The 25,616-nt window shown below is 40.8% G+C and carries 28 protein-coding genes; 15 read left to right on the plus strand and 13 right to left on the minus strand.

Annotated features, from left to right (window positions below):
• Nucleotides 1-291: 291 nt before the first annotated feature.
• A complete protein-coding gene (locus tag V7K84_RS00750; RefSeq protein WP_334835455.1) occupies nt 292-489 on the minus strand; it encodes a hypothetical protein in 198 nt (65 codons plus the stop codon).
• A gap of 95 nt (nt 490-584) precedes the next feature.
• On the opposite strand from V7K84_RS00750, the gene V7K84_RS00755 reads away from it, so the two are divergent.
• Nucleotides 585-776: a hypothetical protein gene (locus V7K84_RS00755; RefSeq protein WP_334835457.1), complete on the plus strand. Its 192-nt coding sequence runs from the start codon at nt 585-587 to the stop codon at nt 774-776.
• Nucleotides 777-788: 12 nt separating this feature from the next.
• Complete coding sequence (locus V7K84_RS00760) at nt 789-1,325, plus strand: hypothetical protein (protein WP_334835459.1); 537 nt, start codon at nt 789-791, stop codon at nt 1,323-1,325.
• Between the two features lie 396 nt (nt 1,326-1,721).
• On the opposite strand, the gene V7K84_RS00765 is transcribed toward V7K84_RS00760, so the two are convergent.
• Together V7K84_RS00765 and V7K84_RS00770 are read right to left on the minus strand one after the other, a co-directional pair.
• A complete protein-coding gene (locus V7K84_RS00765; protein WP_334835461.1) occupies nt 1,722-2,801 on the minus strand; it encodes a hypothetical protein in 1,080 nt (359 codons plus the stop codon).
• Nucleotides 2,802-2,854: 53 nt separating this feature from the next.
• Nucleotides 2,855-3,838 carry a hypothetical protein gene (locus V7K84_RS00770; RefSeq protein ID WP_334835463.1) on the minus strand — a complete coding sequence of 328 codons (984 nt, stop codon included), beginning with the start codon at nt 3,836-3,838 and terminating at the stop codon, nt 2,855-2,857.
• 511 nt (nt 3,839-4,349) lie between these two features.
• Between V7K84_RS00770 and V7K84_RS00775 the strand changes: the two genes are divergently transcribed.
• The 5 genes from V7K84_RS00775 to V7K84_RS00795 all read left to right on the plus strand — a co-directional run bounded on the left by V7K84_RS00775 (nt 4,350) and on the right by V7K84_RS00795 (nt 10,012).
• On the plus strand, nt 4,350-5,102 hold the full coding sequence (locus V7K84_RS00775; RefSeq protein ID WP_334835466.1) for a response regulator transcription factor: 753 nt from the start codon (nt 4,350-4,352) through the stop codon (nt 5,100-5,102).
• 53 nt (nt 5,103-5,155) lie between these two features.
• Entirely contained in the window at nt 5,156-6,475 is a 1,320-nt protein-coding gene (locus tag V7K84_RS00780; RefSeq protein WP_334835467.1) for a PAS domain-containing sensor histidine kinase, read from the plus strand.
• Nucleotides 6,476-6,503: 28 nt separating this feature from the next.
• Complete coding sequence (phoU, locus tag V7K84_RS00785; protein WP_334835470.1) at nt 6,504-7,172, plus strand: phosphate signaling complex protein PhoU; 669 nt, start codon at nt 6,504-6,506, stop codon at nt 7,170-7,172.
• A gap of 428 nt (nt 7,173-7,600) precedes the next feature.
• The gene (locus tag V7K84_RS00790; RefSeq protein ID WP_334835473.1) at nt 7,601-8,230 is read left to right on the plus strand and encodes a Crp/Fnr family transcriptional regulator; all 630 of its coding nucleotides are present in this window, start codon (nt 7,601-7,603) and stop codon (nt 8,228-8,230) included.
• 132 nt (nt 8,231-8,362) lie between these two features.
• Nucleotides 8,363-10,012, plus strand: a complete 1,650-nt coding sequence (locus V7K84_RS00795) for an iron uptake porin (protein WP_334835475.1) — start codon at nt 8,363-8,365, stop codon at nt 10,010-10,012.
• Between the two features lie 82 nt (nt 10,013-10,094).
• On the opposite strand, the gene V7K84_RS00800 is transcribed toward V7K84_RS00795, so the two are convergent.
• Complete coding sequence (locus V7K84_RS00800) at nt 10,095-10,355, minus strand: hypothetical protein (protein ID WP_334835477.1); 261 nt, start codon at nt 10,353-10,355, stop codon at nt 10,095-10,097.
• A 232-nt stretch (nt 10,356-10,587) separates the two neighbouring features.
• Here V7K84_RS00800 and V7K84_RS00805 point away from each other — a divergent pair, with 232 nt between their 5' ends.
• Both V7K84_RS00805 and V7K84_RS00810 read left to right on the plus strand, forming a co-directional pair.
• Nucleotides 10,588-11,190 carry a DUF3318 domain-containing protein gene (locus V7K84_RS00805; RefSeq protein WP_334835480.1) on the plus strand — a complete coding sequence of 201 codons (603 nt, stop codon included), beginning with the start codon at nt 10,588-10,590 and terminating at the stop codon, nt 11,188-11,190.
• Nucleotides 11,191-11,313: 123 nt separating this feature from the next.
• Nucleotides 11,314-12,858 carry a hypothetical protein gene (locus V7K84_RS00810; RefSeq protein WP_334835482.1) on the plus strand — a complete coding sequence of 515 codons (1,545 nt, stop codon included), beginning with the start codon at nt 11,314-11,316 and terminating at the stop codon, nt 12,856-12,858.
• Nucleotides 12,859-13,017: 159 nt separating this feature from the next.
• Here the strand turns inward: V7K84_RS00810 and V7K84_RS00815 are convergent, their stop codons facing one another.
• Entirely contained in the window at nt 13,018-13,533 is a 516-nt protein-coding gene (locus tag V7K84_RS00815; RefSeq protein WP_334835484.1) for a hypothetical protein, read from the minus strand.
• Between the two features lie 726 nt (nt 13,534-14,259).
• Between V7K84_RS00815 and V7K84_RS00820 the strand changes: the two genes are divergently transcribed.
• Entirely contained in the window at nt 14,260-14,451 is a 192-nt protein-coding gene (locus V7K84_RS00820; RefSeq protein WP_094349159.1) for a hypothetical protein, read from the plus strand.
• 187 nt (nt 14,452-14,638) lie between these two features.
• Here V7K84_RS00820 and V7K84_RS00825 read toward each other — a convergent pair whose 3' ends face one another.
• From V7K84_RS00825 to V7K84_RS00850, 6 genes are all read right to left on the minus strand, one after another.
• A complete protein-coding gene (locus V7K84_RS00825; RefSeq protein WP_334835486.1) occupies nt 14,639-15,043 on the minus strand; it encodes a hypothetical protein in 405 nt (134 codons plus the stop codon).
• A 443-nt stretch (nt 15,044-15,486) separates the two neighbouring features.
• Nucleotides 15,487-16,260: a 1-(5-phosphoribosyl)-5-[(5-phosphoribosylamino)methylideneamino]imidazole-4-carboxamide isomerase gene (hisA, locus tag V7K84_RS00830; protein WP_334835488.1), complete on the minus strand. Its 774-nt coding sequence runs from the start codon at nt 16,258-16,260 to the stop codon at nt 15,487-15,489.
• A gap of 47 nt (nt 16,261-16,307) precedes the next feature.
• Entirely contained in the window at nt 16,308-16,607 is a 300-nt protein-coding gene (locus V7K84_RS00835) for a DUF3593 domain-containing protein (protein WP_334835490.1), read from the minus strand.
• On the minus strand, nt 16,604-16,939 hold the full coding sequence (locus tag V7K84_RS00840) for a DUF2499 domain-containing protein (protein WP_099099641.1): 336 nt from the start codon (nt 16,937-16,939) through the stop codon (nt 16,604-16,606). The genes V7K84_RS00835 and V7K84_RS00840 overlap by 4 nt, the downstream gene beginning before the upstream one ends.
• A gap of 123 nt (nt 16,940-17,062) precedes the next feature.
• A complete protein-coding gene (locus V7K84_RS00845; protein ID WP_334835493.1) occupies nt 17,063-18,061 on the minus strand; it encodes a glycosyltransferase family 2 protein in 999 nt (332 codons plus the stop codon).
• 111 nt (nt 18,062-18,172) lie between these two features.
• A complete protein-coding gene (locus V7K84_RS00850) occupies nt 18,173-18,883 on the minus strand; it encodes a TVP38/TMEM64 family protein (protein WP_334835495.1) in 711 nt (236 codons plus the stop codon).
• A gap of 462 nt (nt 18,884-19,345) precedes the next feature.
• On the opposite strand from V7K84_RS00850, the gene csaB reads away from it, so the two are divergent.
• The 3 genes from csaB (at nt 19,346) to V7K84_RS00865 (ending at nt 21,175) form a co-directional block, all read left to right on the plus strand.
• A complete protein-coding gene (gene csaB, locus V7K84_RS00855; RefSeq protein WP_334835498.1) occupies nt 19,346-20,383 on the plus strand; it encodes a polysaccharide pyruvyl transferase CsaB in 1,038 nt (345 codons plus the stop codon).
• Nucleotides 20,384-20,509: 126 nt separating this feature from the next.
• Nucleotides 20,510-20,698, plus strand: coding sequence for a hypothetical protein (locus V7K84_RS00860; protein WP_334835500.1), 189 nt, complete (start codon nt 20,510-20,512; stop codon nt 20,696-20,698).
• 24 nt (nt 20,699-20,722) lie between these two features.
• Complete coding sequence (locus V7K84_RS00865) at nt 20,723-21,175, plus strand: retroviral-like aspartic protease family protein (RefSeq protein WP_334835502.1); 453 nt, start codon at nt 20,723-20,725, stop codon at nt 21,173-21,175.
• Nucleotide 21,176: 1 nt separating this feature from the next.
• Here the strand turns inward: V7K84_RS00865 and pgeF are convergent, their stop codons facing one another.
• Nucleotides 21,177-21,962: a peptidoglycan editing factor PgeF gene (pgeF, locus tag V7K84_RS00870; protein WP_334835505.1), complete on the minus strand. Its 786-nt coding sequence runs from the start codon at nt 21,960-21,962 to the stop codon at nt 21,177-21,179.
• Nucleotides 21,963-22,039: 77 nt separating this feature from the next.
• Between pgeF and V7K84_RS00875 the strand changes: the two genes are divergently transcribed.
• On the plus strand, nt 22,040-22,858 hold the full coding sequence (locus tag V7K84_RS00875) for a biotin--[acetyl-CoA-carboxylase] ligase (RefSeq protein ID WP_334835507.1): 819 nt from the start codon (nt 22,040-22,042) through the stop codon (nt 22,856-22,858).
• 90 nt (nt 22,859-22,948) lie between these two features.
• Nucleotides 22,949-24,517: a M23 family metallopeptidase gene (locus V7K84_RS00880; RefSeq protein WP_334835509.1), complete on the plus strand. Its 1,569-nt coding sequence runs from the start codon at nt 22,949-22,951 to the stop codon at nt 24,515-24,517.
• A gap of 113 nt (nt 24,518-24,630) precedes the next feature.
• Here the strand turns inward: V7K84_RS00880 and V7K84_RS00885 are convergent, their stop codons facing one another.
• Nucleotides 24,631-25,311, minus strand: a complete 681-nt coding sequence (locus tag V7K84_RS00885) for a riboflavin synthase (protein WP_334835511.1) — start codon at nt 25,309-25,311, stop codon at nt 24,631-24,633.
• Nucleotides 25,312-25,616 lie beyond the last annotated feature (305 nt).

A 25,616-nucleotide genomic window follows, 5' to 3' on the forward strand; every position in this document is an offset into this window, starting at 1 on the left:
GCCCGCCTTTTTTTTAACGCAAAGGAACGCTGAGGTAAACGCAGAGGTTCGCTGAGTAAGATTGTTTATAATTAGGGTAATTATTTGATCAATGAAGGGAATTATGCCAGAAGTTGCTAATTATCATCAAAAAGTGAGTAATCGCATATTACCAATCGTTGAAAAGCTAATTAAAGGTAAGCAACATTGCTCTAAATAAGGACTTATTTTTTGATTATTGTCTAGTTTTAACTTTCGTGCTTGTTTCTCACTGACTGGTAATTCCCCGAGAATACTTTTAATTCTTCTTAGTCAACAGTAATGAAGTTCCTGTTGCTTCTTTGAGAAAAAAACCCCTAATTCTGGCGTAATATACTCTAAAGTTTGTGTTCTGATTGTTTTTTCAATTCCGGCTAGACTCTCTAATTCTTTAGTCTCTGCTTCTTGATACAAAATTTTTGCTACGGCTTGGAGATGTTTCTGGAGTTTTTTCTGATTGGCTGGTTTCATTGTTGAGTAAGTAAGGATTGATTTCTTCCTCTATTTTCATTGATTCTGCCACCACTCACTAGTTCATATGTTCTAACAAAGTTGGCATGCTCCCAATGGTAGAAATGTTAGTAGAACTCTTTGGACAGTTATCAACAGAGGAAATGAGAGCTATAACCGAGTATGAACTGACACGCAGAATTGATAAGATTCTTGTCTTAGAAGCGGTTTCTGGTACGTTAAATGATTCTGATTTACTGAGAGTGCAAGATATTAATTTAGAAAAATGGCTGCGATTTTATTCTTAAAATATCTTTATTATGGATAGCCCTTCTTTACCTAAAAACGATTTGATATTAAATATTACTTTCTTTGCAGGGATTGTAATTGGAGTTATAAGTGTAACTCTAGTTATTCATGTAATGAAGGAAATTAGTAATTTTAATTTAGCTATTGCCGGAGCCAAATTAGGAGCTGTTCTTGTAATTCTAACTGTAGTTATTATTTGGAATATACGGTATATTATTAAAAAATATTTTTATATTAATATATTCTCTTGGTTAGTAACAGCATTGATAATAGGAACTATAGTGGCGCTAATTATTGAAGATAGAATTGGAACTATAGTTGCAGCAGGATTCACATTTGGTATTGTAGTAATGACTGCTACTTTAACTTTACTTGGTTATGCCACTATTGGTATTTTATCTATTGGTTTTGATGCTAGATGTACGATTTGGGTAAATTCGTTTGAGGCTATTAGGGTATTCTTGACTGCGCTGGCAGTAAAGCTGATAGTAATTATCTTTTTCTACGGTATTAATATACAGAGCATAAAGTCTTATTTGCTTTGGTAAGCGATGCGTGCCGCAGGCTACGTCTACGCACCTCTACAACCAACTATAAAGAATGCCATATTACTTACTACTTAATTAACCCTCACATTTAGGATGCTGCTACAGAGGTAACATTATTTACTAAGTTGTTTTAGTTAAACTTAAATTTCCTGTGATATATTGATGTAATCAAGAATACCCGTAAGAGAGATATTAAAACTTAGTATTATGTCTAGTCAAGAACAAAATTCCAACAAAGCATTGAAGCAAACGCAGGCTAGCCCAACAAAGAAGAAGAAAGTACAACCTCCCCCAGACATCAAAAAACCAAAGAAAACGGAATAAAAAGCATTAGAGTTACTTGTAGAGACTTAAACTCAATTAAGTCTCTGCAATTCTCATCAGAAATAAATCAGCTTATTTATTTTTAGCTTGAGTCTTTGCCTGTTCTAAAGCTATTTCTTTAATTGCCTGATACGAATTAACATTTGAATTACCTTCAATAGCTTTAACTGCCAAATCCTGAACTTGTTTGAGAGCGGATTCAAGTTGTTTAGAAAGATTTTCAATTCGCGTCTCTTGATTAGTAATAGTTTGTTCTAGAGATTGCAGTCTTTGTTCATAGAAACGCTTTTGTCCTTCCACTTCCTTAGAATATAAATCTGATTTTACTTTCGCTTGGTAGTGGGCGATGCCTTTACCTTCTTCTGTAGCTTTTTTGATAGCTGCTTCTTTATCTTTCGGAAAAGCTTCTACCTTAGCTTTTAATTCTTCAAATTGTTTCTCTCTTTCAGAAATTGCTTTCTCTCGTTCAGCCCACTGCTTTTCTGTTTCTTGTAGTAATTCTTCTAATTGCTTATATAGCCCTTTCTGCTCTTGCTCGTATTCGTCATTTTGCAGTTGCCGCTGGAGTTCTAGGTTATACTTGTACTCTGAAGCATCGCGTTGCCGAGTTTTATTCAAACTTTCATTCCGTTCTTTTATTGCCCGTTGCTGTTCCTCTTGTTCTTTCCCCCAAGTATTTCTTTGCTCTAGTATTTCTTGGAATAACACTTCAGAACGTTGGCTATATTCTTCTTGATAAGCTTTAGTATTATCTTCATAGGTTTGGATGAGAGTATCCAAGATATCATCAGAAACTTCTAAATTATGCAGTTGTGTTAATTGTTGGATTTCTTCTTCTAAAGTTAGCCTAATTTCTTCCAACTTAGAGGCTTTTGTGGTTAGCTGTTCCGATAATTCATTAGCAGCACTGCCAAAACCTAATTGAATTTTTGCCAAGCTTTCAATTGTATTGTTCATTTTTTGTTGGACACTAGAAAGCTGATTCATAGATATTTTTTGTTCTAATTTAGGCTGTTCTTTAGTTCCAGACTGTTTTTCTTTGGTAACTTGATCGAGTTCTGATTTCAGTGCTGATTTTTCTTTAGCTAACTCCTCATACGCCTGAAGAATTTCTACTTTAGTATTCTTATCAGTCGGCTTCTTCACCACCACAACAAACCTCCTCTTCAGGAACTAAAAATGATTAAGATGCTACGAACTCACAACTATTTAGGGTTAGAACTACCAAAAGCCCTCATAGCTAAGTCTTGTGCTTGTTTTAATGCAGTTTGCAATTGAGCAGAAATGCCTTCTATTTGCTCAGATTGTTTCTTAATTGTTTCTTCCAGAGATTGAATTTTTTGTTCATAGCTCTGTTTGTTAGATTCCCATTCTCTTTCAAATAAATCAGCCTCAATTTTAGCTTTTTGGCTTGTTTCTTTAATTGCTTCTTCTCTAGCCTTCTTAACGGCTTCTTCAAGTTCGCTAGGAAATGTAGTTACCTTTTGTTCATAATCTGCAAAGAGTGGTTGGCGTTCAGCGAAGATTTTTTCTCGCTCTGCCCAATCTTTCCCTTTCTTTTGAGAATTTTCTTGTATTTCCCTTTGTTGTTGGCGCTTTATCCCTTCGTAGCTGTCTGTATTGAGTTTGCGAGTAGTTTCTAACTTATACTGAAATTCTTCTTGTTCTTGCTGGCGAGATTTGGCTAATAAATCGTTATATGCTTGAAGTTTTTCTTCATACTCTGCTTGCTCTTTTTGCCATTCTTTCCGTCTGATTGTAATTTCTTTCTCTAGTGCTTCCTTTTTGCTAATAGTATCTTGTTCGAGAATTTTTAATTTTTCTTGATGTTCTTGACTTAAAACGTCTAGAGTATCCGCTACAACTCTAATTTGTTGCAGTTCTTGTAGACGTTGGGTTTCAATTTCTATAGCTCGGTTCAATTCATCTAACTTGGAATTTTCCTGAGCTAGTTTTTCAGATAATCCGTTGAGAATACTGCCAAACTCTAATTGTAAATCAGCTAAACCTTTGACAATACTATCAACTGTATATGCAGAAGCTGCTTGCAGAATTTCTTGACTTTTTGCCTTTTCTGCTTCTTCTTGTTTGGTTGCTATTTTAGATTCAAGTTTTTTTCTTTGGATAATAATTTGTTGAAATGCTTGCATTAGTTGTTGTTTGCTGTCTTTGACTCCAACTGTAGTCATCTTCCAACTCCCTTCAATAGGCAAATGATTTATTGGGTAGCAAGCCATACCAATGACTACCCTATGCAGACATCAGAGTAGCCTTTTAATCAACATTTTTAACGCCGTGGAAATACTGAAATGATCGCATCTGACACTTAGTGGGTACGAGTTTTCCACATATATGTCCTTCTGTTTTTCAGTTATAGTTTTCCCTTTGAGGATTAATAGTACTTTTGTACTAAGATAAATATACCTAAACTAATTTCCTCTGTCAAGATAATCTTCATGCGATAATGTCTTTGGATCTTGTGAAGACAGAATCGAAAATTCAAAGTCCTTAATTAAAAAACTATTAGAAGCTTGCAGCCACAGTGATTTATGATTTAGGACACTGCTGTGGTGTATGTTACTTTTTGTAAAGAAAATCTAAAAGAATTAACCCTAGTAGAAGAGTGGTTGCAGTAAGGCGAGATAATAGACTTAATCATCCTAATTGATACAAGCACAGTCATAGACTTTTGTGATATCAATGTATACCAGTGAATCGACCAAATACTCTGCCAGAACGGACATTGGGCAAACCAGCCGTATTCTAGTAGTAGAAGATGAAGAATTAATCCAGGAAATGCTAGCTGTAGCTCTGGAAGAAGAAGGTTACGGGGTGATAACTGCCCCAGATGGGCGGTCTGCTATAGAATATCTCAAAAGTTTTGAAACCAATTCCGGGGAACTTCCTTTTGATTTGATCATTCTTGATTTGATGCTGCCGCAAATCAATGGGCTAGATATTTGCCGCTTGCTGCGTCATCAAGGCAACCCAGTACCTATTTTAATGCTCAGTGCTAAGGGTAGTGAAACTGACCGTGTTCTGGGGTTAGAGGTGGGTGCAGATGACTACCTGACCAAACCCTTTAGTATGCGAGAGTTAGTAGCCCGTTGTCGCGCTTTACTCCGCCGCCAACGCCTAAGTAATTTACCCCAAATACCAGTATTAAAATTTAAGGATGTCTCCTTAAATCCCCAAGAATGTCGTGTGCTGGTTCGCGGTCAAGAGGTGAGTCTTTCCCCTAAAGAGTTCCGCTTGCTGGAACTGTTTATGAGTTACGCCCGTCGGGTATGGTCACGGGAACAATTGCTAGATCAGGTTTGGGGACCAGATTTTGTTGGCGATAGTAAAACTGTAGACGTTCACATTCGGTGGTTGCGCGAAAAATTAGAGCAAGACCCCAGTCATCCTGAATATATTGTGACTGTAAGAGGTTTTGGCTATAGGTTTGGATAATTAGTTTAGATAGTTGTTAGTTTTTAGTAGTCACCAAAAAACTAACAACTCAAATGCTTTTATTGGGATTTTTTCTGGGTTTAGCGGTAGGCATTGGGTTTTGGCTTTGGCAACAGGTTGAACTTAACCGCTACCTGGGGCGCTTACTCAAACCGTTAACCTCTCATTCTTATAAGATGGGACTGCTGTTGATTCCTGGGTTGCGGCGGGAAATATCGATGGTGAAGCAGCAACGGCAAGATTTGCACCAGTCGTTGCAAACTTACCAAGACCTGCTAGATTTTGCACCCGTGGGATATTTACAGGTGGATGAGGAAAATCAACTGCTGTGGTGTAATCGACAGGCGCAGGAAATTTTGTATCTGCAAAAGTGGCAACCAGAACAGGTGCGCTTGTTATTGGAGTTGGTCAGGTCTTATGAACTCGACCATTTAATTGAACAAACTCGCGATTGCCAAAAACCCCAGACGGGAGAATGGGTATTTCATCCATCTTGTGATGATGCGGCAGAAATGGCAACAATAAAATCTCTGGCTTTGCGGGCATCTAGCTTGCCTTTACCCAATGGACAAGTGGGAGTATTTTTAGAAAATCGTCAACCCCTATTAGATATAAATCAAGTACGCGATCGCTCTTTTTCTGATTTAGCACACGAACTCAGAACGCCACTAACTTCGATTCGCTTGGTTGTAGAAACTTTACAAATCCGCTTGGAACCACCTCTAAATCGTTGGGTTAACCGTTTGATGCAAGAAGTTGACCGACTGATTAACTTGGTGCAAAGCTGGTTAGACCTGACCCAAATGGAAGCAAACCCAAATATGCAATTGCAGACCAAAGCTGTAGAATTGCGATCGCTAATTACATCTGTTTGGGAAACGTTAGAACCCTTGGCAGGGCGGCAACATCTATCTTTTTCTTATTCTGGCCCCGAAAATATTTGGATTAAGGCAGATCAAGCCAGGATTTACCAGGTTTTTCTGAATTTGCTAGACAATAGCATTAAATACAGTCCTCCTAGTACAAGTATTCACATTGAAGCAAAAATCTTATCAACAAAGGATAATAATACTGCTTCCCCAATTTTGGAAATAAATCTTATTGATTCTGGAGTTGGCTTTTCTGAGGCAGATTTACCCCACATTTTTGAGCGATTTTATCGAGGAGATAAAGCGCGAACCCATTCCCCGCTAGATGGTAACTCCATCGGGGCGATCGTTGGTAATGGTTTAGGATTAGCGATCGTTGAGCAAATTTTAATTGCCCACGGTGGTTCAATCAAAGCGATGAACCATCCAGAAACTGGTGGTGCGTGGATGCAACTTCAATTTCCTGAAGTTATGGCAAACTCCCTAAGCCAAGACTATAGTTAGTAATATCTTCACCTTTGAGACAACAAGTGTGAAAGCCGTCGATTATACTCCCAATCCTCAAAGACCACAACTCGCACGCGCTATTAGGCGCTTAGAACGGGATGTATTACGCATGGGTGCCTTGGTAGAACAATCATTTCGCCTCAGCCACCAAGCGTTATTTGCTCGTAACTTAACAGCAGCTGAGGAACTCCCCCGATTAGATAAAAAAATCGATCGCTTTTATAGACAAATCGAATCAGACTGTACGGCGATTATGACGCTACAAGCGCCTACGGCTCCCGATTTGCGCTGCTTGAGTGCATTTATGCAGCTGGTGCGAGATTTAGAGCGCATTGGCGATTATGCTGAGGATTTAGCTGAAATTGCGATTAAAATTTTTCCTTACGCGCCTCATACGTCAATGCCCGACATTGAAGCTATGTCCCTTCACGCGCAGGCGATGCTAGCAACTAGCTTAAAGGCTTTGGGAGATTTCGATGAAGCCGGTGGACGCCGTTTAAAGCATCTGGATGATACTGTAGACGATGCTTACGATCGCGTTTATCAGACTTTAGCCCAACAACGAGATGTGTCTGGTGTAGTCGAGCCAATTATACTGCTAGCATTGGCAATTCGTTGTCTGGAACGTATGGCAGATCACGCTACGAATATCGGTCAAAGGGTAGCATATATTGTCACCGGTCAACGCTCCTAATTGATATGTTGTCCAAATCCCCGACTTTTACCCTTCAGGTATCTGCAAGAAGTCGGGGATCTAAATCCAGCGAGTTAGTAAGTGTCATTCCACCTACCATCTTCATAATTTTGCGCTGACATACTTACTTCGTCTTCAGAAAATACCAAATAATTAAAAATAAGTTAATTCAATATTTTACTAAAAGCTTACCTATTCTTAAACTTACGCAATTAAAGTAGCGGATAAACAACTGAAAATTTTGAGCCTATCTCACTGATAGATACCTTAACCAAAAGTTGTTACCATCAGAAGATTTTTAGTTAGTCCCTAGCTCTGATTGAGAAGAATAGACTTTTCGATATATAGGTAAATTTTGATACAAATTATTAGAGTTTCTTAACCATTGTCAATAGCAAGATTCCCTGATAATTGTGTAATTACGGTTCATGATGTATTCCCCAAGTCCTACTTCAAACTCTTCTGCCGTGTCAAATGATTCTGCTTTGGGCGGACAATTACCCCAACAGATATTTAACCGTCGGGAAGTAATTCCACCTTACAATGACGTAATTTGGCGAATTGAATATGGTGCAGTTCGTACCTTAACGTGGAGTGAAGATGGAACATTCATCACTCTTGGTTATTGGGGATTAGGGGATCTGATTGGCTATCCTTTGTCTAAGGTGAAACCCTACCAGATTGAATGTCTCACGGGCGTAGAAGTAAGCATTGTGCCACCTCATTTGTGGCATCAAGATATTAATGCTTTGTTGTCTCATATTCAACAAGCAGAGGATCTACTAAGCATTGTGCATCGAAAACCAATTTCGGTACGCTTATGGCAGTTTTTAGTCTGGTTAAGTGAAAAATTTGGACGTGACATAGATAAGGGCAAGCTAATTGATTTAAATGTTACCCATCAGGATATTGCTGAGGTTTTAAATACTACGCGAGTAACTATTACCCGACTCTTACAGCAGTTAGAAGAAGAAGGAACAGTTTTACGTCACAAACGCCGCATTATCTTGCGATTACCAAATAAATTAATTAAAAACTATAGTTCAGCAGCATGTTAAATGAATTGCTTGTAATAATCACAGGGTAAAGGTATAATCGTTGCTGTGATTGTGTGTGAAATCCACAAAAGAAAAGTGTTTAAAGCATTTTCTCATTGCTGGATTATTTTAGGTGTGAGTGAAATTAAAAACATGACAAAACGATTCTGGAATCTTTTTAAGGTTAGTCCGGTTGTATTAGCTGCTACATTTTTAGTTGCTAATAGTGCCTTAGCAGGTGAAGTCAACGAACAGGTAACAAATGTTGGACAGTTATCTGAAACTCAAGAGTCTAACGACATGAGTCAGGTAACATCAGTTTCTCAGTTTTCGGATGTGCAGCCTACAGATTGGGCGTTCCAAGCTTTACAATCTCTAGTTGAGCGCTACGGCTGTATTGCAGGTTATCCTAACAGTACCTATCGTGGGAACCGTGCTTTAACTCGTTATGAATTTGCCGCAGGTTTGAATGCCTGTTTAGATCGGGTTAACGAACTGATTGCTACAGCTACTGCCGATTTGGTCAGCAAACAAGATTTAGCTACTTTACAGCGCTTACAAGAAGAATATTCTGCTGAATTAGCAACTCTGCGCGGTCGTGTTGATGGACTAGAAGCCCGCACTTCTGAGTTGGAAGCTAATCAGTTCTCCACTACTACCAAGTTGGTTGGAGAAGCAATTTTTGCCGTGTCTGATGTTTTTGGTGACACTAGAGCAGCTCGTGGTGGCGCTCCTACTCAAGATTTAAATTACAACACCACTTTTAGCGATCGCGTTCGTTTAAACTTATACAGCAGTTTCACTGGTAAAGACCAGTTGCAAATTCGTTTGAATGCTGGAAATATCGTCTCCAATCGTGGTAATGATGCATTGGGTACTGGTACTGGTACCAACATGAGCCGTTTAGGTTTTGATGGAGATACTGGCAACAGCATTAGCATTGATAAAATCAACTATGCTTTCAACTTGACTGACGCAGTGCGTGTCAAAATTGACGCTACTGGTGCTGAATTATACGAGAACGTCAATAACTTCAACTCTGACTTTGCAAGCTCTGGTAGAGGTGCGCTCTCACGCTATGGACGTTTCAGCCCCATATATCGCCAAGGTCAAGGTGGCGCTGGTATAACTGCTACCTTCAATCCTAAAGGCGCCATCAGTCTCAGCGGTGCTTATATAGCTAGGACTGCTAACGACCCTAGCCTTAATAATGGGTTGTTTGATGGTGATAGCGCTATCTTTGGTCAGTTATCTTTCCAACCCACCAAAGCGTTTAATATTGGTCTAACCTACGCTCGCACTTATCAAACTGACACTGCTGCCAATAACCTTTTCCAAGGTACAGGTAGTATTTTTGCCAACACTCCTTTTGGGGCTAACACTCGTACCGAATCCAATAACTACGGTGTAGAAGCTACCTTCCAATTTACCCCTAAGTTGGCTATTAGTGGTTGGGGAGGTTATACAACTGCTGATGCTAAGACTGGTGCTAATGCAGGTGCAGACGCAGATATTTGGTACTGGGCTGGAGCGCTTGCTTTAAAAGACTTTGGCGGCGAAGGCAACGTTTTAGGCGTGATATTTGGTCAACCACCCAGAGTTGCTGGTGGTAGCATCAAAAATGTCGCTGGCAATACTACCTTTGACGACAGTACTTCTTATCACTTAGAGGGTCTTTACAAGTACAAGGTTTCCGATAATATTCAGGTAACACCTGGCTTGTTGGTAATCTTCAATCCAGAGCACAACGACGCTAACGACACTGAATACGTAGGTACTCTACGTACTACTTTCACCTTCTAAAATTGGCGATCAAATATAAAGCTCAGAATTAGATAAACAAAACCCCACCTAAAAGTGGGGTTTTGTTTAGAAAGGAAATTAGCTATGTAGGATTGTAATCTGGCTGATTAGATACATCTTTTGGCGGGCGATCGCTACTCCAAGCCCACCACACAGAACCACAGTGACAGTAATAGAACTCTTGCCATTTGCGACGACGGTCTTCCGTAAGAACAGGCGATCGCCTATTTAGCCAAACTTTTTCAGCTTCTAGGCTACTTGAGTGGCATTTAGGACAGCAAAAATCATAAGCGTGTATTGCCTTATTCGTCCATTCAGGTGGGAGGGTAGCAAAAGCGTCCATGTAGTTACAAATATAGTCTTAATGGCAAGCCAAAACTTTGAGGTTTGGAATTTGGCGGCAAAGGAATACTATAAAATCCCGCCATACTATCAAACTGCTGAATCAATATTCTTATAGCTCAATCTGAATCTATTCAAGACTGCGAGAGCATCTCATAAATCAAAGGTTAACATGAAAACTTTATTTTTTACACACCTAGTTACTATGCACATTATGGCTAATAATTAAATTTATGGAGTCAAATGTTGAAATTCGCCGTTTGTTAGATGTGATGCCTGCTTCTGGTCGGATGACGACAAAAATCGTCAGTAAGCCAGAGCAAGCAAAAGTAATTGACGCTTCCTTTCCTCAACCCTGGAACCAAGCGCGACCGATATATATTAATTTTGATTTGTGGCGTCGCCTGACAAAGCCGCAACGAGACTTGCTGCTGTTGCAGATGGTTAGCTGGTTGACGGGGGTAAAGTGGTTTAAACCCGATATTTATCAAGGCGTGGTGTTGGCTGGGCTGTTAGGCGGATTCTTAGAAGCAGCACAATCAGATGTAGTAGGCGTTGCTGTCGCTGGGGGATTAAGTGCGATCGCGGCTTTTCGGATCTGGCGCACTAATAAATCTCAAGAGTCAGAGTTAAATGCCGATGCAGCCGCAATTAAAATAGCACAGCGGCGTGGTTATTCAGAAGTTGAAGCAGCCCAGCACCTGTTATCAGCAATTGAAGCGGTAGCCAAAATTGAAGGACGTTCCAGTTTCAATTTTACTGAGTTGATTCGTTGCCAAAACTTACGAGCGATCGCAGGTCTATCACCAGTGGGTATACCAGAAAGTTATAAGTAAAAATGAGTAATAATTCAGAAGTCAGAATCCATCTGTCTGAATAGTTAAAGAATCAGAAGAATATCTGATTATAGGATTTACAGCAATCTTAACGATCCAAAGAAATTGGATTCTGAACTAATAATGTTAAGCAATAAAATTAGCAAGCTTACTTCAAAATTACCTTTTAATTCTCCTTGGTTTATTATTATTCTTTTTTCTCTTCTTGGTTTAATAGGTATTCTTAACCATTCTATGTGGCGAGATGAACTAAATCCCTGGCTGATTGTCAGAGATAGTGAATCGTTCGGGGATTTAATTGCAAATATTCATTATGAAGGTCATCCTGTTCTATGGTATTTTTCTCTGGCAATTCTGAGAAAAATAGTCGCCGATCCTATTATCATGCAAATTTTCCATTTGGCAATTACTGTTGTTTCAGTGACACTTTTTTGCCTATATAGCCCTTTTAACTATCAACAAAAATTTCTATTTTCGTTTGGGTTCTTTCCTTTTTACGAATATCTTTTAATTTCTCGAAACTATGCCTTTAGTATGTTATTTGTTTTTGCATTCTGTACAGTTTTTGCATCTAGAAAAATAACTTATACTTATTTGGCAATTCTGTTGGGCTTACTAGCAAATAGTAGTGCTTATGGTTTACTATTATCATTTTCTTTATTATTAACTTTGCTGGCTGAATTTTATTTTGATCGCGAACATCGGCAGCAGTATTTTAGTCAAACCAAAAAGTACGACTTATTTTTAAGTATTTTAATTATTGCATTATCTTTTATTTTATCCATTTATATTATTACTCCTCCGACAGATAGTTATCTTCACGGTGGGTTAAATAATGGTTGGCTAATAGAATTAGATATCCGTCATCTGTTGAGAAGCGTCGGCAGAGTATTTGGGAGTTACTTATTAATTATTCCTACACATAAAAGATGGCTGGATTTAATTGTTTGTGCGACAATTGCTTTATTTATTGTAGTTTTAACTTTAATAAAACTATCTGAAAAGCCAGTTATTTTCTTTTTTTACATGATAGGTAATTGTATATTATTTGCCTTTACATACTTTAGATTTTTAGGTATGCCACGGCATTTTGGACATTTCTATTTAGTTTTAATAGCAGCTTTATGGCTGGGAAGTTATTATCAAAAGTCTCTAGTTTTACTTAATAAAATTTCTCTTGTTCCACGTTCAATTACATTTATTCATAAATGGCATTATCTGGCTTTGATGCTGATTCTTTATGTCCAGTTTGGGGGAGGAATTTATAGTTTTTCAAGAGATTTAGTTATACCATTTTCTGCTAGTCACGAAACAGCCCAATATATTCACAAAGCTGGGTTAGATAAGGAATTTATTGTCGCCAGTCGAGATGCAAATATGGCTCCTTTATCGGGTTATCTCAATCGAAAGTTTTACTATCCAGAGATTGAAAAAATGGGAAGCTTTACTTTATTTAAAAAAGGTCGTCAAGAAGTGGAACAAGTTGAGATATTAAGCCAGATTAATTCTCTACTTCAAAATCAAGATGAGCGAAAGAAAGTTTTGCTGATTTTAAATAAAAAACTGAATGTCAATCGCAATGATTTGAAAATTGTTCCGCTCAAGGATTTTCAGAGAGGCTGGGTGGATAGTGAAAGATATTATCTTTATTGGGTAGATGAAGTATAAAGATAATGCGCCACAAAACTTTGTAGTTTGATATGGGATACACTTTTTTGCTAACCGCTCAATAATCCGGGGTAAATCGCTCAGTGACAAGGCTCAAATGGCGTAAAGTCGTTCCTGAACTGGTAGTTAGCCCCGATTTATTGAGCGGATACTTGAAAATTATGGGTTGGGACATACTCCTCTAGAGTTTCTTCCCCTTCCTAAATTTGAACTTGGTGATACAACACTGACTACACCAAATCCTCCATATTTACCCATTTGAGCTTCATCGCGAACGCGACAATAGCTATCGCCGATATTAAACCTGTTAAAACCGAGGCTTCCATACATTCGATACACTGCTGCTTGGTTAGAGCGTCTAAAAAAGCCATTAGGCCATCCACAATCACCAGTAAATCTGCCAGAGAGGTTCAACGAGGTTCTAGTGCTAACCAATCTAAATCCACCATAAGCTTTCATTTGGTCTTCATTCTGAACGCGGCAGTAAAAGCCGCCGTTCAATTGGTTAAAGATTAGAAAGACTTCTGGACGGTCTTGCTGCCTATAAAATCCCTCGCTGCTTTGAGAGGCAGCAGGTGAAGCATTTAAATAACTCAAAGAGGTTACTGCAAAAAAGATGCTACTCAAACGAACAATCTTTTTAAGCAATCGAGGAGATGAGAAATATTTTTTCATGATGTTTTACAACTTTTTCATGATGTTTTACAACTATGGATTACAACAAAGAAGAAAAGCAAGCACCCGCAACACCACTCGGCTTAACTAGTTATTAAACTGAAACTTCAGTTAAACTTCTACACCCAGCAGTATTTTCTCCTACTTCTGTTCAAAACTCTTTAAGTAGGAATCCTATAGTATACAGAAAAATTTTACCTTCTTAATCTTGCACCGGAATATACTTCTTTGGTCTGATAATCTAGAGACTGTCTACTTTTTATTTTTTGTACTACCCCGATTTATTGAGCGGATACCTTTTTTGTAATAGAGAATCAGCATTTACATTTGAATCTGTCCCTATAAATACTTGTTGTATCCAGTGGCTATCGCTAACAAAAGATATTTCATTAAAGCTACAGCAAGGAACTAATCCTGCTTTCTTAGCCATTTTACAGCGCTGTTCTGTCTTAAAAACTAAGGGCTTAATTGTTATACAAGCAAAATGTGTCGCCAAAATCCCTCAAAAATAACGCTTTTGCATCCTTTGACTAGCTTGCCACCCCTGAAACTAGCTGGGATGCGTGAGGCTAATCTACACTGGAATAAGAGAATGTGTGTTTAACTGACTTAGATATCAAAACCTGGGGAGTTTTATCATACCTTCTCGGTGTTGCTTATGAGGTGATTACCTCGTGTGCTAAAACTTAACTTAAATTCTGTCAGTTACTAGCGGAGTTGATGGGAATGAGTACCTTAATTTTTATTGGCTTGATAGGAGTTTACGGAGGCGGCGCTTGGAAGTTTTGGAAAGGGTTTGAACGGACTAATTTTAATCCAAGTTTGACTAATCGCATTGGTTTATCTTTGCTATGGCCAGCTTTGTTTATTACAAATCAGTCTTATCGTCGAAACTTTAGAAAGGCGTTGAAGGGCTAGGGATTACTATTAAACCTAACGTCATCCGATGCTGACGGTGGTATATATCTCAAAGAAATCTAACCTATAACCTCGCTCCCCTACTAGGGGAGCGAGGTTAGGTTTGCTCCTTTTACGAAGGAGAGCAATTAGGGAGGGATAAGTTAGTTAACCGTTGGAAAATATTTTAGGTCGATGAATTTACGAATTATTTACCATTGGTTAATAGATGGATTGCTCCACCTACAGCTGCACCATCAATAGCATTGCCAAGGGTATCTCTTTTATCGCCAGTAATTACGCCTGTTACTGCGCTAGTCCCTGCACCGACTCCGACATCTTGAGCAGCGTTCCGGTGACGGCGATTGCGAGTATTTCTCAGACCATTTGCACCATTGACGGCTGCACCAGTGACACCACCCTTAACAGCATTCCCTAATACACTGCCATTTCCCCTAACAGCTCCGGTTACAACGTTGGTAACAGCCCCAATACCTGCATCTCTTAGTACTTGGTCATCAGCAGCAGCGGGTTTGGCGGGAACTAAGCTTACACCAGCTAAACTTGCAGCCATGAGGCTGGGTAAAAGTGCGCGTTTTAGGATTTTATTCATTGTGATTACCTTCTCAAAACATCAAACAATTTTCTAAAAGCTTAAGTTACTAGAGTCTGATAAAATCTGAATTTTTTATCTGAACTACAGCAACTATTTATTGTTTGAGAACATATTTATTGTTGCATTTGCAAAGTCACAACTGCATCTACTGAAAGCATGAATATAAATTCAGTCCACAGAAGGCCTTGCTGATTTATTAGGCAATGCTAGGGATTACATATTGACACAATTAACTAAATATGCAGTGTGTATTTTTTCGTGAATCGCAAGCTTTTTCTAATCAGAAATCGCGTAGTGTTTACCCTATCTATCCAAAGGTAGTTGTCAAAATAATTAAACTAATATCAATTCAATTAATGATTGCAATACATTCTTGGGTAAAGACGCGATTCATCGCGTCTCTACAAGATGGTCTATTTGTCGAACTTGCCAAGAAAATGTCAAGCAAAGGTAGAAAAACCGAGATTGGGTGGAATATCTTGAATTCGCCCCGGCCCGATCGCTCGTAATGCTTCTTTGAGTAAAATATCCCCAGTATACAAGGCACGTCCGACAATTACGCCAGTTACGCCTTGAGGTTCTAACGCCAACAAACTCAACAAGTCGGTGACAGAACTTACCCCGCCAGAAGCAATTATCGGGATGGAAATTGCTGCTGCAAGTTCTCGCAAAGCTTCTAAATTTGGGCCTGTGAGTGTACCATCTCGGTGGATATCTGTGTAAATTATGGCGGCTGCGCCCAATTCTTGCATTTGTACAGCCAGTTGAGTTGCTAAAACTTCCGAGGTTTCTAGCCAGCCGCGAGTTGCTACTTTGCCGTTACGGGCATCAATACCGATAATAATCTGTTCGGGAAATTCTTGGCAGAGTTCCTGCACTAACTGGGGTTGTTCTACGGCGATAGTGCCGAGAATTGCCCACTGTATGCCTAGATTAAATACTTGTTGTACGCTGTTGCGATCGCGCAATCCTCCACCAATTTCAATGGGTACTGACACTGCTTGAGCGATCGCTTCAATTGCCTCTAAGTTTACTATTTTACCTGCTTTGGCACCATCTAAATCAACTATATGCAATCTGGTAGCACCTCGATCTACCCACTGTTTGGCAACATCAGCAGGATTTTCGCTAAAAACTTGCGAGCGATCGTAGTCTCCCTGATACAGTCGCACACAGTGACCTTCTAGTAAATCAATCGCTGGAATTACGTCCATCTAACTCTTCCTCATTGCAATCCAAACACTATTTATCGCTGAATTTACTATTTTTCATTTTTCATTTGTAATTGCCTTACAGCTTGCCCAAAACCCAGCACAAGCAAGATGTTAGAAAGCGTCAAAAATAGTTCTGCACTACCGTGCAACCAATCCACATTGGCTAAAGACTTACCATAATGCAATACAGCATAAATCCCCGCCGGGATGGTAATGGCAACAAAGACGAGAGTGCCGTAAAATCCATACAGCGCCAAACGCGGCATTTGCGGACTGCGGCTGAGAAACCACAAGAAACCCAAATAGGGAAACAGTGAAAGTGCAAACAGGGTTTCTTTAGAAATCATTGCTCTGATTTGATAGGTTTTGGTTCAACAGTGTTAACAGATTTGGTAGAACGCCAAATCAAAAACGCCGCCGCCCAAAGCGTAAAATTACCAACTAAAGTCATGGTAGCTTGAAGCGTTACCATCCATTCCAAAGATTCGGCGTTGTCGAAATAATGCCAGGTACAAGCACACATAGCACTGACTAAAGCTGGTAACATCGCCAGGGATAATCCCCACCAGCTGCGGTTATTAGTCAGTTCGCCGTAAATCCAGATTAACCAAATGGCGACAATCCACTCTATAACGCTAGAAACATGAATAATCCAGGTGGGAATCGAAAGGGTGTGCATAAGAAAGTTAGGAGTTGAGAGTTAGGGATTTGGAGTGGAGAGTAGCACTGGCAAGGTGATATGTAGCTTGAATTTTATATTTGTTTAAACAAACCTTTATTATGCAACGCCAAATAAAGATTTTTATTTGTAAGCGTCTTCTAAATTATCTAGTTTGTCAGAATTGCTCGTTGAGTTGGAGGATTTGCGCTCAAAACCACCTACCTCTGCCAAAGTATAGAGGGGTCTGGCTTTAACTTCTTCGTAGATGCGCCCTATATATTCACCTAAGATGCCAACACTGACTAACTGCACAGATCCGAGAAAGAAAATTGCCATCAAAATAATCGTAAACCCAGTTAAAGGGGAATGGGGGACAAAAAGACGCCAATACAAGACTAATAAAGCCATGAAGATGGCCGCCGCCGCTGCTATTAAGCCTAAGTAAGTTGATAACCGCAGTGGCACTATTGAAAAAGACACTAGACCATTGATAGCAAGGGCTAAGGATTTGCTAAAAGTGTATTTAACTTCTCCAGCAAAGCGGGGGTTGCGCTCGAACCGAATTGCTGTTTGCTGAAAGCCAACCCAAGAACGCAAACCACGAATATAGCGGTTACGTTCTGGCATAGAATTGAGAATATCTACAATCTGCCGATCCATTAGACAAAAATCACCAGTATCAGTAGGAATCTCTACATCTGCAAGCTTCTTAAGGATACGATAAAAGAAATAGGCAGTAAAACGCTTAAACCATCCTTCTTTTTGGCGTTGAGTGCGTTGAGCGTAGACGACTTGATAGCCCTGTCGCCATTTTTCAACCATGTCGGGGATTAGTTCTGGTGGGTCTTGTAAGTCAGCATCAAGGATGATAATAGCTTGACCGCGGACAAAATTAAGACCAGCAGTTACTGCAATTTGATGACCAAAGTTACGAGCAAAGCTCAGATAGCAAATGCGCGGGTCTTTTTGATGGAGGTCGCGTAGTAATTGTAGGGAGCGATCGCGGCTACCATCATTGATTAAAATTAATTCGACAAGCCCATCCATCCGATTCATTACTGCACTCAGTCTGCGGTATAGTTCTGGAATAGTTTCTTCTTCGTTATAAATTGGAACAATGAATGAATACTTTGGTAACATCTAAAAATATTTATTGTTTAATTTTTTTACAGCTAAGATAAGAGGCTGCCTGCGATCGAAAAGGTGTGGTTCACAGTATAGCTAGCAACACTCAAGTTTCATTCTCATACTTTATTTATTCTTCGGATTTATGTTATCTGAAGAGTCTGATTTTTTCAGCCTTTCTACAGCTTTTTTGGGAAAAGTTCGACGATGGCGATACCAAGTAGACCCTGCTACCAGCGTTCCAGTTAAGCCTAATGCAAGTATTAGCGGCAAAAAATCGCCTGTATTCACTGCCTTCAGACCAGAACTACCTAGTAATACAAAAGGTAAGACACTAGGAACAGTACCAAGTGTTGTACCTAGAACATAATCTTTAAAACCGATCGAAGTCAGTCCCGCGACAAAGTTGACCAAGCCATAGGGCATGATTGGTACTAATCGGATGGCAAACATATAAAAAAGCCCTCCACGACGCACTTCAGCATCCATCGCTTGCCAGCGTCCTGCTAGTCGTTTTGCAACTGCTTTGCGTCCAATAGTCCGAGTAAAAACAAAGGCAATTATTGCCGCAATGACTGCTGCAACACTAGTCCAGACAGTACCCAACCAAGGGCCAAAAATGGCACCTCCAGTCAAATTTAGTACCGTTGAGGGCAAAACTAACATGGTTGCCACAACGTACAAAGCAATATAAATAATAGGTGCCCAGATACCTGAAGATTTTAGCAAAGCTTGAATTTGTGCTGGTTCAATGCCGCCAAGAAGATATACGGTTATACCAGTTGCAATTATGCAACTCAGCGTGAGTAGCAAAATACCAGTTTTCAAGTTCCACATTAGAACTCTACTCCTACTTTTTGTGTAACAAAACCAATCTTTTGAAAATTTAAATCCTTGTAGAGACACGAAATTTCGAGTTTCTACAAGGATTTTTCACTAGATGTCTATTGTATTAGCTAGTTTTAAAGATAAGCGATCGTAACCTTTATCCAAGTATCGAAGTATCCAAGCACAGACCAAGAAACCGCAAGGTAGCAAGACTTCTGTTGATGAAACCGGAAGTGAACACTTTGGTAGTTGAAAAAATGTAAGTAATTATAGCGCCTGCTATCCTGCTTAGGATAAGTCTTCTATGGATAGCTGTGACAGTAGCTCTCTGACGATTTGCCAATCAATGTCCTAAGTTGTTTGACCACTGCTATAGAACTTGGGAATGAGTTTACCATCTATATGGGAGACAGAGATTCATTTAACAATAGCTATTAATTAATCCAAAATCCAAAATCCAAAATGGTCAAAATGCGGGCATTATTGTCTGGATATTACGGTAAAGGTAATGGTGGTGACGAAGCTTTATTGGCAACGCTTTTGCAAATGTTGCCATCTCACGTAACGCCTGTGGTGCTTTCTGGTAATCCAGAGGAAACCCGCGATCGCTACAATGTAGAAACCTACGATCGCATGGCTCCCTTAGCTGTACTGCAAGCTTTACGCTCAAGTGATGCCTTGATTTGGGGCGGTGGGAGTCTCATTCAAGATGTTACGAGTACCATCAGCCCATTTTATTATGGGGGGCTGATGGCATTAGCGCAAAAAATGGGTTTGAAAACTGTTGCTTGGGCGCAGGGTATTGGCCCGTTAGTGCGTCCACAAACTCGTTGGCTGGCACGGCAAACCTTTAGTAATTGTACTAAAGTTAGTGTCCGCGATCGCGCCAGTGCGGCTCTATTATCTGAGTGGAAAATTCCTTGTATTATAGCTCCTGACCCAGTTTGGGCGTTGGAATCTCAACCAGTACCGGGACTTTGGGATTTACCTGCGCCAAGAGTTGCGGTAACGTTGCGATCGCATCCCCAACTTACAGAAAAACGTTTAGCAAACTTAACTCGCGCTTTAGTTGACTTTCAAAAAGCCACGCAAGCATTTATTTTATTACTGCCGTTTCAAAAAAGTGAAGATTTAAGTATTGCCGAAGCCATTCAACCACACCTTAAAGATGTTAGCAAGATTTTGTGTCTGGAAGATCCGCAACTTTTAAAAGGTGTGTTTCGCGGTGTGGAAATGGCGATTGGGATGCGCCTGCACAGCTTAATTATGGCTGCTGCTGAAGGTTGTCGCTGTTTTGCTCTCAGTTATGACCCCAAGGTAAATCGTCTCATGGAAGACTTAGAAATGCCTGGGTGGGATTTAGCAAGTTTACCCGATGACCCCAATTTGATTGGTCTGACTTGGATGGAGCATTACGCCAATGGCGATCCTTTATCATCAGAGAAAATCCAATCTTTGGTGGATGGTGCTTTACTGCACTGCGAGTTGTTGAGTGAAGCCTTAAGTTAAGTTTTTGTCTAGATACGATCCAACACTTTTGGGGATAATGCAAAAAATTCATGATGCTTATGGCAACACTAACGAAGTAAAACTCACCATATTCAGACTCAACAACACGGGAACCTGTGGCAGGTTATGATTGCAGGTTCCTTTGGAGATAATGGCGAGCTACTATTTGAAATTGAGCATGTTGCTGCTAATCATGACAAATTTCCTGTTGAAGCTTTACTCGATACTGGGTTTACAGATGGGTGGTTAGCTATCAATACTCAAGACTTGCAAGTAAACACTTGGTCAGCACAGGATACTCTAGAAGCAGATTAAAGAATTTTCCAAAACATACAGATTATGGTAAATCTGAATCGTGCCAATTCTGCCAGCAATCAACCTATGGGTGCAGTTCGCATCAAAATCAAGCTCACTAATGCCATTGATGAAGCGCTTGTCAGCCGAGGAATGCTAAATCCAAATATGCTGCGGGTGTCTGAAACAGAAGCATTAGTGAACACAGGGGCAGTACGTACTGTGCTACCCATGTCTATTGTCCAGCAACTTGGTTTGAGAATTCGAGGACAGCAGATTGCTCAATACGCCAATGGTAGTGAAGAATCTATAGGAGTAACTGAACCCGTAATTATTGAATTGACAGGACGGGAAACTACCGAAGCAACATTAGTTACAGGGAATATAGTCCTGCTTGGACAGACGGTTCTAGAAACGCTGGATTTACTGGTGGACTGTAGAAATCAACAACTTATCCCAAATCCTGAACATCCTAACTATCCTGTGATGAGAATATAAACTATTTACTCGTTTTACCGCTAACAATCCCTGACCACTGTACTTTTTTCTCATTCTCTCGGCGGTAAGAAAAGAAATGCTCTGGAGTTTGGAAAGTGCAATAAGGTGCGATCGCAATTTGTTCTGCACTAATTCCCATATTTTCCAGTTGTAAGGTATTCACTCGCCGCACATCTAGCCTTACCTTTCCTGGATCGGGATCTTCTAGTAAAGGTGAATTTGGTAACTCATGTAATGCAGTTAGAATTTTTTCTTCGTCTTCATGTGCTACAATAGTAGCCCCGATTTCAGCAGCCACTTCGGTAGAGACTTGGTAAACCTCACCAGCGATCGCTGGGCCCATCGCAATTCTCAAATCATCGAGTTTGCTGCCTTGAGATTGTAATCTAGCGATCGCCAAGGGAACAATCTTCTTGGCAGTCCCCCGCCAGCCTGCGTGTAATGCTGCTACCCTTCGAGTTTGTACATCCCCAATTAGCACGGGTGTGCAGTCTGCGCTAGCGACCCAAACAGCTTGTAGAGGCTGTTCGCTCATTAAACCATCTGCCGATGCGAAATCCTCCTCAGCAGAGCTTAAGAAGCTTTCAACTTCTTGGGGGGTGAGAACAGTATTGCCATGAACCTGCTTTAAGCGATAGACTGATGCCTCTGGTTGCAATACTTCTGTGATAACTTGTGGCGATCGCGGCCAAAACTGTTGGGTAAAGAAGCCGTGGTGCCAACCTTCCAGAATACTACAAGTTAGATAGGGGAGTCCTTCCCAATTGCGCCAGTGCCAAGTGTGCATCTTCAACCAAACCTAAACAGAAATCACTCATCAGCCAATCAATGCTAACTTGAACAACGGAATTTGGGTTAACTGCTGTGGGATTTAATCTGCAAAACTTGGAAGCAGCCTTGCAAGCAGGGCGTAAGCATACATATTTACCATTTTCTCTTCACTTTTTTGAAAGCGTCTCCTCAACCAACCAAACCCTCTGGAACTTACTCAACCAAGGGGCTATTTCAGGAACAGTAGTCATCGCAACTCAGCAATCTGCTGGGCGGGGACAATGGGGCCGCCAGTGGATTTCTCCGGCTGGGGGATTATATATTTCCGTGGCGATTTCTTTCGACCACAAAATAGAGGCTACTGACAGCTACCAGCTAACTTTCGCTACGGCTTGGGGAATTGCGTCTCAATTGCGTCAGTGCGGTATAGATGTTGGGATAAAATGGCCCAATGATTTAGTTTTAAATGGTCGCAAACTAGGCGGCATATTGACAGAAACCAAAGTAAACAAAGGACAAATTACCCAAGCAGTAATTGGTGTTGGTATTAACTGGACGAACCCAGTCCCAGAAACTGGAATCAATCTGGAATCGTGGCAAGCTTCCCAAGATCGCAGACCGATTTCTTGTCTGGAAATGCTAACCTCTAGAGTCTTACTGGGAATAGAATCCGGTATGGAGTGCCTTTTTCAAGAAGGAGTAAATATACTCTTGTCTGGCTATCTAGACTTGCTTACAAACATGGGCGATCGGGTGTACGTCAATAATCTTTCAGGTACAGTAGTTGGAGTGACTCCTCAAGGAAATTTACGAGTTGATTTAGAAACACATGATACAAAGGAACTAATTACACCGGAAATTTATATTGAACCCGGTACAATCAGTTTGGGGTACCATAAATCTTCCGTTTAAATTTGAGGTTTGTTCAAAATTTCGCTCTTTGGGCAAGACAAACCACTAGCATCATCTCTTTAGGCTAATTACACACAACTGAGAGAACAAATGACGCAGCGCAATAATTCTGCCCATCATCGTTTGCATTTATGGCAGCAAGGTCTAACAAAAAAACGTTTTGCCTCAACACTACCAGCTCAGAGCCTCTGTTGGCTGAGTAGCGTTAGCCTCCTTAGCGGTGGCTTCGTGTTTGCCCAAACGGAAACACAAATAGACAACATCGTTCCCACTGTTGAAAGTTCTCAACCAACAGCAGTTACAAATTCAGTTAAAGCCTCGACTTTTAAAAAACAGGCTGTTGCGCCCGATGCAACACCAGCGCAACCGGAATTTTCCCAACGGCGAGCCAGACTCAGACAGAGACTAGGCAAGCCAGAGGTTGCTCAATCAAAAGAGCCAGTTAGGCAGTCTACACCGAAAATCGAAGCTGCTGAACCTGTGGTGATTATCAGACAGTCAAAGCCCAAAGTAGAAGCCTCTCAGGTTACTCCTGTAAGGGTGAGACAGGAAAAACCCAATACCCCTGCCCGCTATGCACCTGAAAAACTTCCAGTAGTTGCTCAACCATCAAATAACTCTAACAGCCCTGTCAGTGCAACAGCGGAGAAAACCAAGGATTATAATAACGCCTATATCGATCCTAATAGTTATGACAGTGGTGCAACAGGTACTTATCAAGCACCAAATTCTGTAATTGTTACAGAACGCTCCAGTGGTTGTCGAGCCATTTTGCCATCAGGGCAAAGTGTATTAGGCGGCGTTTGCGCCAAAGTACCCCAGAGGAGTGTAGCTGATTCTAATGATAAACCAGCACCTAATTGGCTCAGAAGAAGTCAAAACGCCCAATTACCAGTAGTTCCACCCGTGCGGCAAATTGCAACTACTGGCAACACCAGTAGATGGCGCGCTGCTCAAAGTGGTTCTAGCGGTGTCACCAAGACCGCATATCGCTCGAATCGGTTTATCCCGACTCCCGCTGAATTCAGCCCCACAAGAGTTAGTGCGACTCCCATTGCACCGAGTGGTGGTACTTTACCGCCACCAATGGCAGATGGCAACATTGCACCCCGCCCTAGCAACGTAGCTTACGACTTCTCACTGGCATCAGTATTGCCACAAATCCCCTACATGGGGAGAGTCGCCTATAGTGGTACGGGAATGATGTATCCCTTGTCTATTCCTGCTCCCATTACTTCTTTGTTTGGTTGGCGAGTTCATCCAATCACAGGTAATCAACGCTTCCATGCAGGTACAGATTTGGGTGCGCCTACGGGAACACCAGTTTTGGCAGCTGCTGCGGGTCAAGTGGAAACTGCTAACTGGGTGGGTGGTTATGGTTTAACCGTTATCCTGAATCACAAATCTGCTGAACAAACTCTCTACGGTCACATGTCAGAAATCCTCGTTCAACCCGGTCAATGGGTACAACCTGGAACTGTCATCGGGCGAGTTGGCAGCACTGGCAACTCCACAGGCCCTCACTTGCACTTTGAAGTCCGCCACCTGACACAAGATGGGTGGGTTGCTTCTGACCCAGGCGTGGAATTACAAAGTGCCCTCAGTCAGTTAGTGCGAGGTTTGCAAACCGCTCAGGTAAGCCGAGAACCAGGCAGCTAGAAGAAGCTGAGGGGCAGGGGAGCAGGGGAGCAGGGGAGCAGGGGGAGGAATAACTAATGCTCCATACCCCATTCTTAATACCCTACTCACCACTCTCTATCCCCATTCCTAAATTACAAATACCCGTGTTCTGCTAGGAATGCGGGTGTAATGCCATCTATACTATTGTCATCAGTGCCTCTGGTGTGGGGGTTGCCAGAATAAAGGAATTTTTCGACGTATTTGCCGAGAATATCCCCTTCTAGATTCACTAAACTCCCAGAAACCAAATAGCGAAGATTCGTCTCGCTGTATGTCAGGGGAATTACCGCTACTTTGAATTGGGAGAGTTCTGGCTCATAATCGGCGACTGTGAGGCTGATGCCATTGACGGCAATGCTACCTTTGGGGACAATGTACCGTGCGATCGCAACGGAAGCAATAAAGGTCATTTCCCAAGAAGTAGCCGTTTGTTCTGCCACTAGCAATCGACCGATGCCGTCTACATGACCCATTACAAAATGACCGCCAACTTTGCTGCCTACCTTGAGCGACGCTTCTAAATTGACATATCTCTGTTGGGTTTGCTCATCTCCCAACGTCGTCCGGCGTAGAGTTTCTGGTGAAGCCGTGGCAATAAACCCGTCTTTTAAAACTTGTTCTACTGTCAGGCAAACACCATCGACAGCAACACTGTCACCATAAGCCAAATCTTGCATAATTACTTCACCCGACTGACTTACACAAGTAATTTGCCAAAAATCGCCCCCTAAGGGTTCCATCGTTCCTAATGCTTGGATTAATCCTGTAAACACGGCTTTTTTGTCAAACTAACTCTATTTATTGCCTAATTTTGCCTGAAGTCAATTGGTAATTGTCACAGAAATCTCGAACATCCAAGTATATTTTCTGACTTTTTTTAGGATAGGAATATTAACACATTAGCATCCTTCACAAGGCATACTTGGTTAAGAAGGTTATTCTTTAAGAAGACCAATTTGACTTACTCTGGTTTTCACCACAAGTTCGGAGTTTAATAGAAGCAATTATAGAGAACGAATGCTTATGTTTATTACTGTCACCAAACCGCCTAAAAAAGGGTGTTATTTGTTACACGCCA

Origin of the sequence: Nostoc sp. (assembly GCF_036917315.1) — a bacterium.
Classification (GTDB): domain Bacteria; phylum Cyanobacteriota; class Cyanobacteriia; order Cyanobacteriales; family Nostocaceae; genus Nostoc.

What these genes read in the sequence shown, in the direction of transcription:
- V7K84_RS00750 (WP_334835455.1), bottom strand. Translation starts at nt 489, where the DNA reads ATGAAACCAGCCAATCAGAAAAAACTCCAGAAACATCTCCAAGCCGTA.
- V7K84_RS00755 (WP_334835457.1), top strand. Translation starts at nt 585, where the DNA reads ATGGTAGAAATGTTAGTAGAACTCTTTGGACAGTTATCAACAGAGGAA.
- V7K84_RS00760 (WP_334835459.1), top strand. Translation starts at nt 789, where the DNA reads ATGGATAGCCCTTCTTTACCTAAAAACGATTTGATATTAAATATTACT.
- V7K84_RS00770 (WP_334835463.1), bottom strand. Translation starts at nt 3,838, where the DNA reads ATGACTACAGTTGGAGTCAAAGACAGCAAACAACAACTAATGCAAGCA.
- V7K84_RS00775 (WP_334835466.1), top strand. Translation starts at nt 4,350, where the DNA reads ATGTATACCAGTGAATCGACCAAATACTCTGCCAGAACGGACATTGGG.
- V7K84_RS00780 (WP_334835467.1), top strand. Translation starts at nt 5,156, where the DNA reads ATGCTTTTATTGGGATTTTTTCTGGGTTTAGCGGTAGGCATTGGGTTT.
- V7K84_RS00790 (WP_334835473.1), top strand. Translation starts at nt 7,601, where the DNA reads ATGATGTATTCCCCAAGTCCTACTTCAAACTCTTCTGCCGTGTCAAAT.
- V7K84_RS00795 (WP_334835475.1), top strand. Translation starts at nt 8,363, where the DNA reads ATGACAAAACGATTCTGGAATCTTTTTAAGGTTAGTCCGGTTGTATTA.
- V7K84_RS00800 (WP_334835477.1), bottom strand. Translation starts at nt 10,355, where the DNA reads ATGGACGCTTTTGCTACCCTCCCACCTGAATGGACGAATAAGGCAATA.
- V7K84_RS00805 (WP_334835480.1), top strand. Translation starts at nt 10,588, where the DNA reads ATGGAGTCAAATGTTGAAATTCGCCGTTTGTTAGATGTGATGCCTGCT.
- V7K84_RS00810 (WP_334835482.1), top strand. Translation starts at nt 11,314, where the DNA reads ATGTTAAGCAATAAAATTAGCAAGCTTACTTCAAAATTACCTTTTAAT.
- V7K84_RS00815 (WP_334835484.1), bottom strand. Translation starts at nt 13,533, where the DNA reads ATGAAAAAATATTTCTCATCTCCTCGATTGCTTAAAAAGATTGTTCGT.
- V7K84_RS00820 (WP_094349159.1), top strand. Translation starts at nt 14,260, where the DNA reads ATGAGTACCTTAATTTTTATTGGCTTGATAGGAGTTTACGGAGGCGGC.
- V7K84_RS00825 (WP_334835486.1), bottom strand. Translation starts at nt 15,043, where the DNA reads ATGAATAAAATCCTAAAACGCGCACTTTTACCCAGCCTCATGGCTGCA.
- hisA (WP_334835488.1), bottom strand. Translation starts at nt 16,260, where the DNA reads ATGGACGTAATTCCAGCGATTGATTTACTAGAAGGTCACTGTGTGCGA.
- V7K84_RS00835 (WP_334835490.1), bottom strand. Translation starts at nt 16,607, where the DNA reads ATGATTTCTAAAGAAACCCTGTTTGCACTTTCACTGTTTCCCTATTTG.
- V7K84_RS00840 (WP_099099641.1), bottom strand. Translation starts at nt 16,939, where the DNA reads ATGCACACCCTTTCGATTCCCACCTGGATTATTCATGTTTCTAGCGTT.
- V7K84_RS00845 (WP_334835493.1), bottom strand. Translation starts at nt 18,061, where the DNA reads ATGTTACCAAAGTATTCATTCATTGTTCCAATTTATAACGAAGAAGAA.
- V7K84_RS00850 (WP_334835495.1), bottom strand. Translation starts at nt 18,883, where the DNA reads ATGTGGAACTTGAAAACTGGTATTTTGCTACTCACGCTGAGTTGCATA.
- csaB (WP_334835498.1), top strand. Translation starts at nt 19,346, where the DNA reads ATGCGGGCATTATTGTCTGGATATTACGGTAAAGGTAATGGTGGTGAC.
- V7K84_RS00860 (WP_334835500.1), top strand. Translation starts at nt 20,510, where the DNA reads ATGATTGCAGGTTCCTTTGGAGATAATGGCGAGCTACTATTTGAAATT.
- V7K84_RS00865 (WP_334835502.1), top strand. Translation starts at nt 20,723, where the DNA reads ATGGTAAATCTGAATCGTGCCAATTCTGCCAGCAATCAACCTATGGGT.
- pgeF (WP_334835505.1), bottom strand. Translation starts at nt 21,962, where the DNA reads ATGCACACTTGGCACTGGCGCAATTGGGAAGGACTCCCCTATCTAACT.
- V7K84_RS00880 (WP_334835509.1), top strand. Translation starts at nt 22,949, where the DNA reads ATGACGCAGCGCAATAATTCTGCCCATCATCGTTTGCATTTATGGCAG.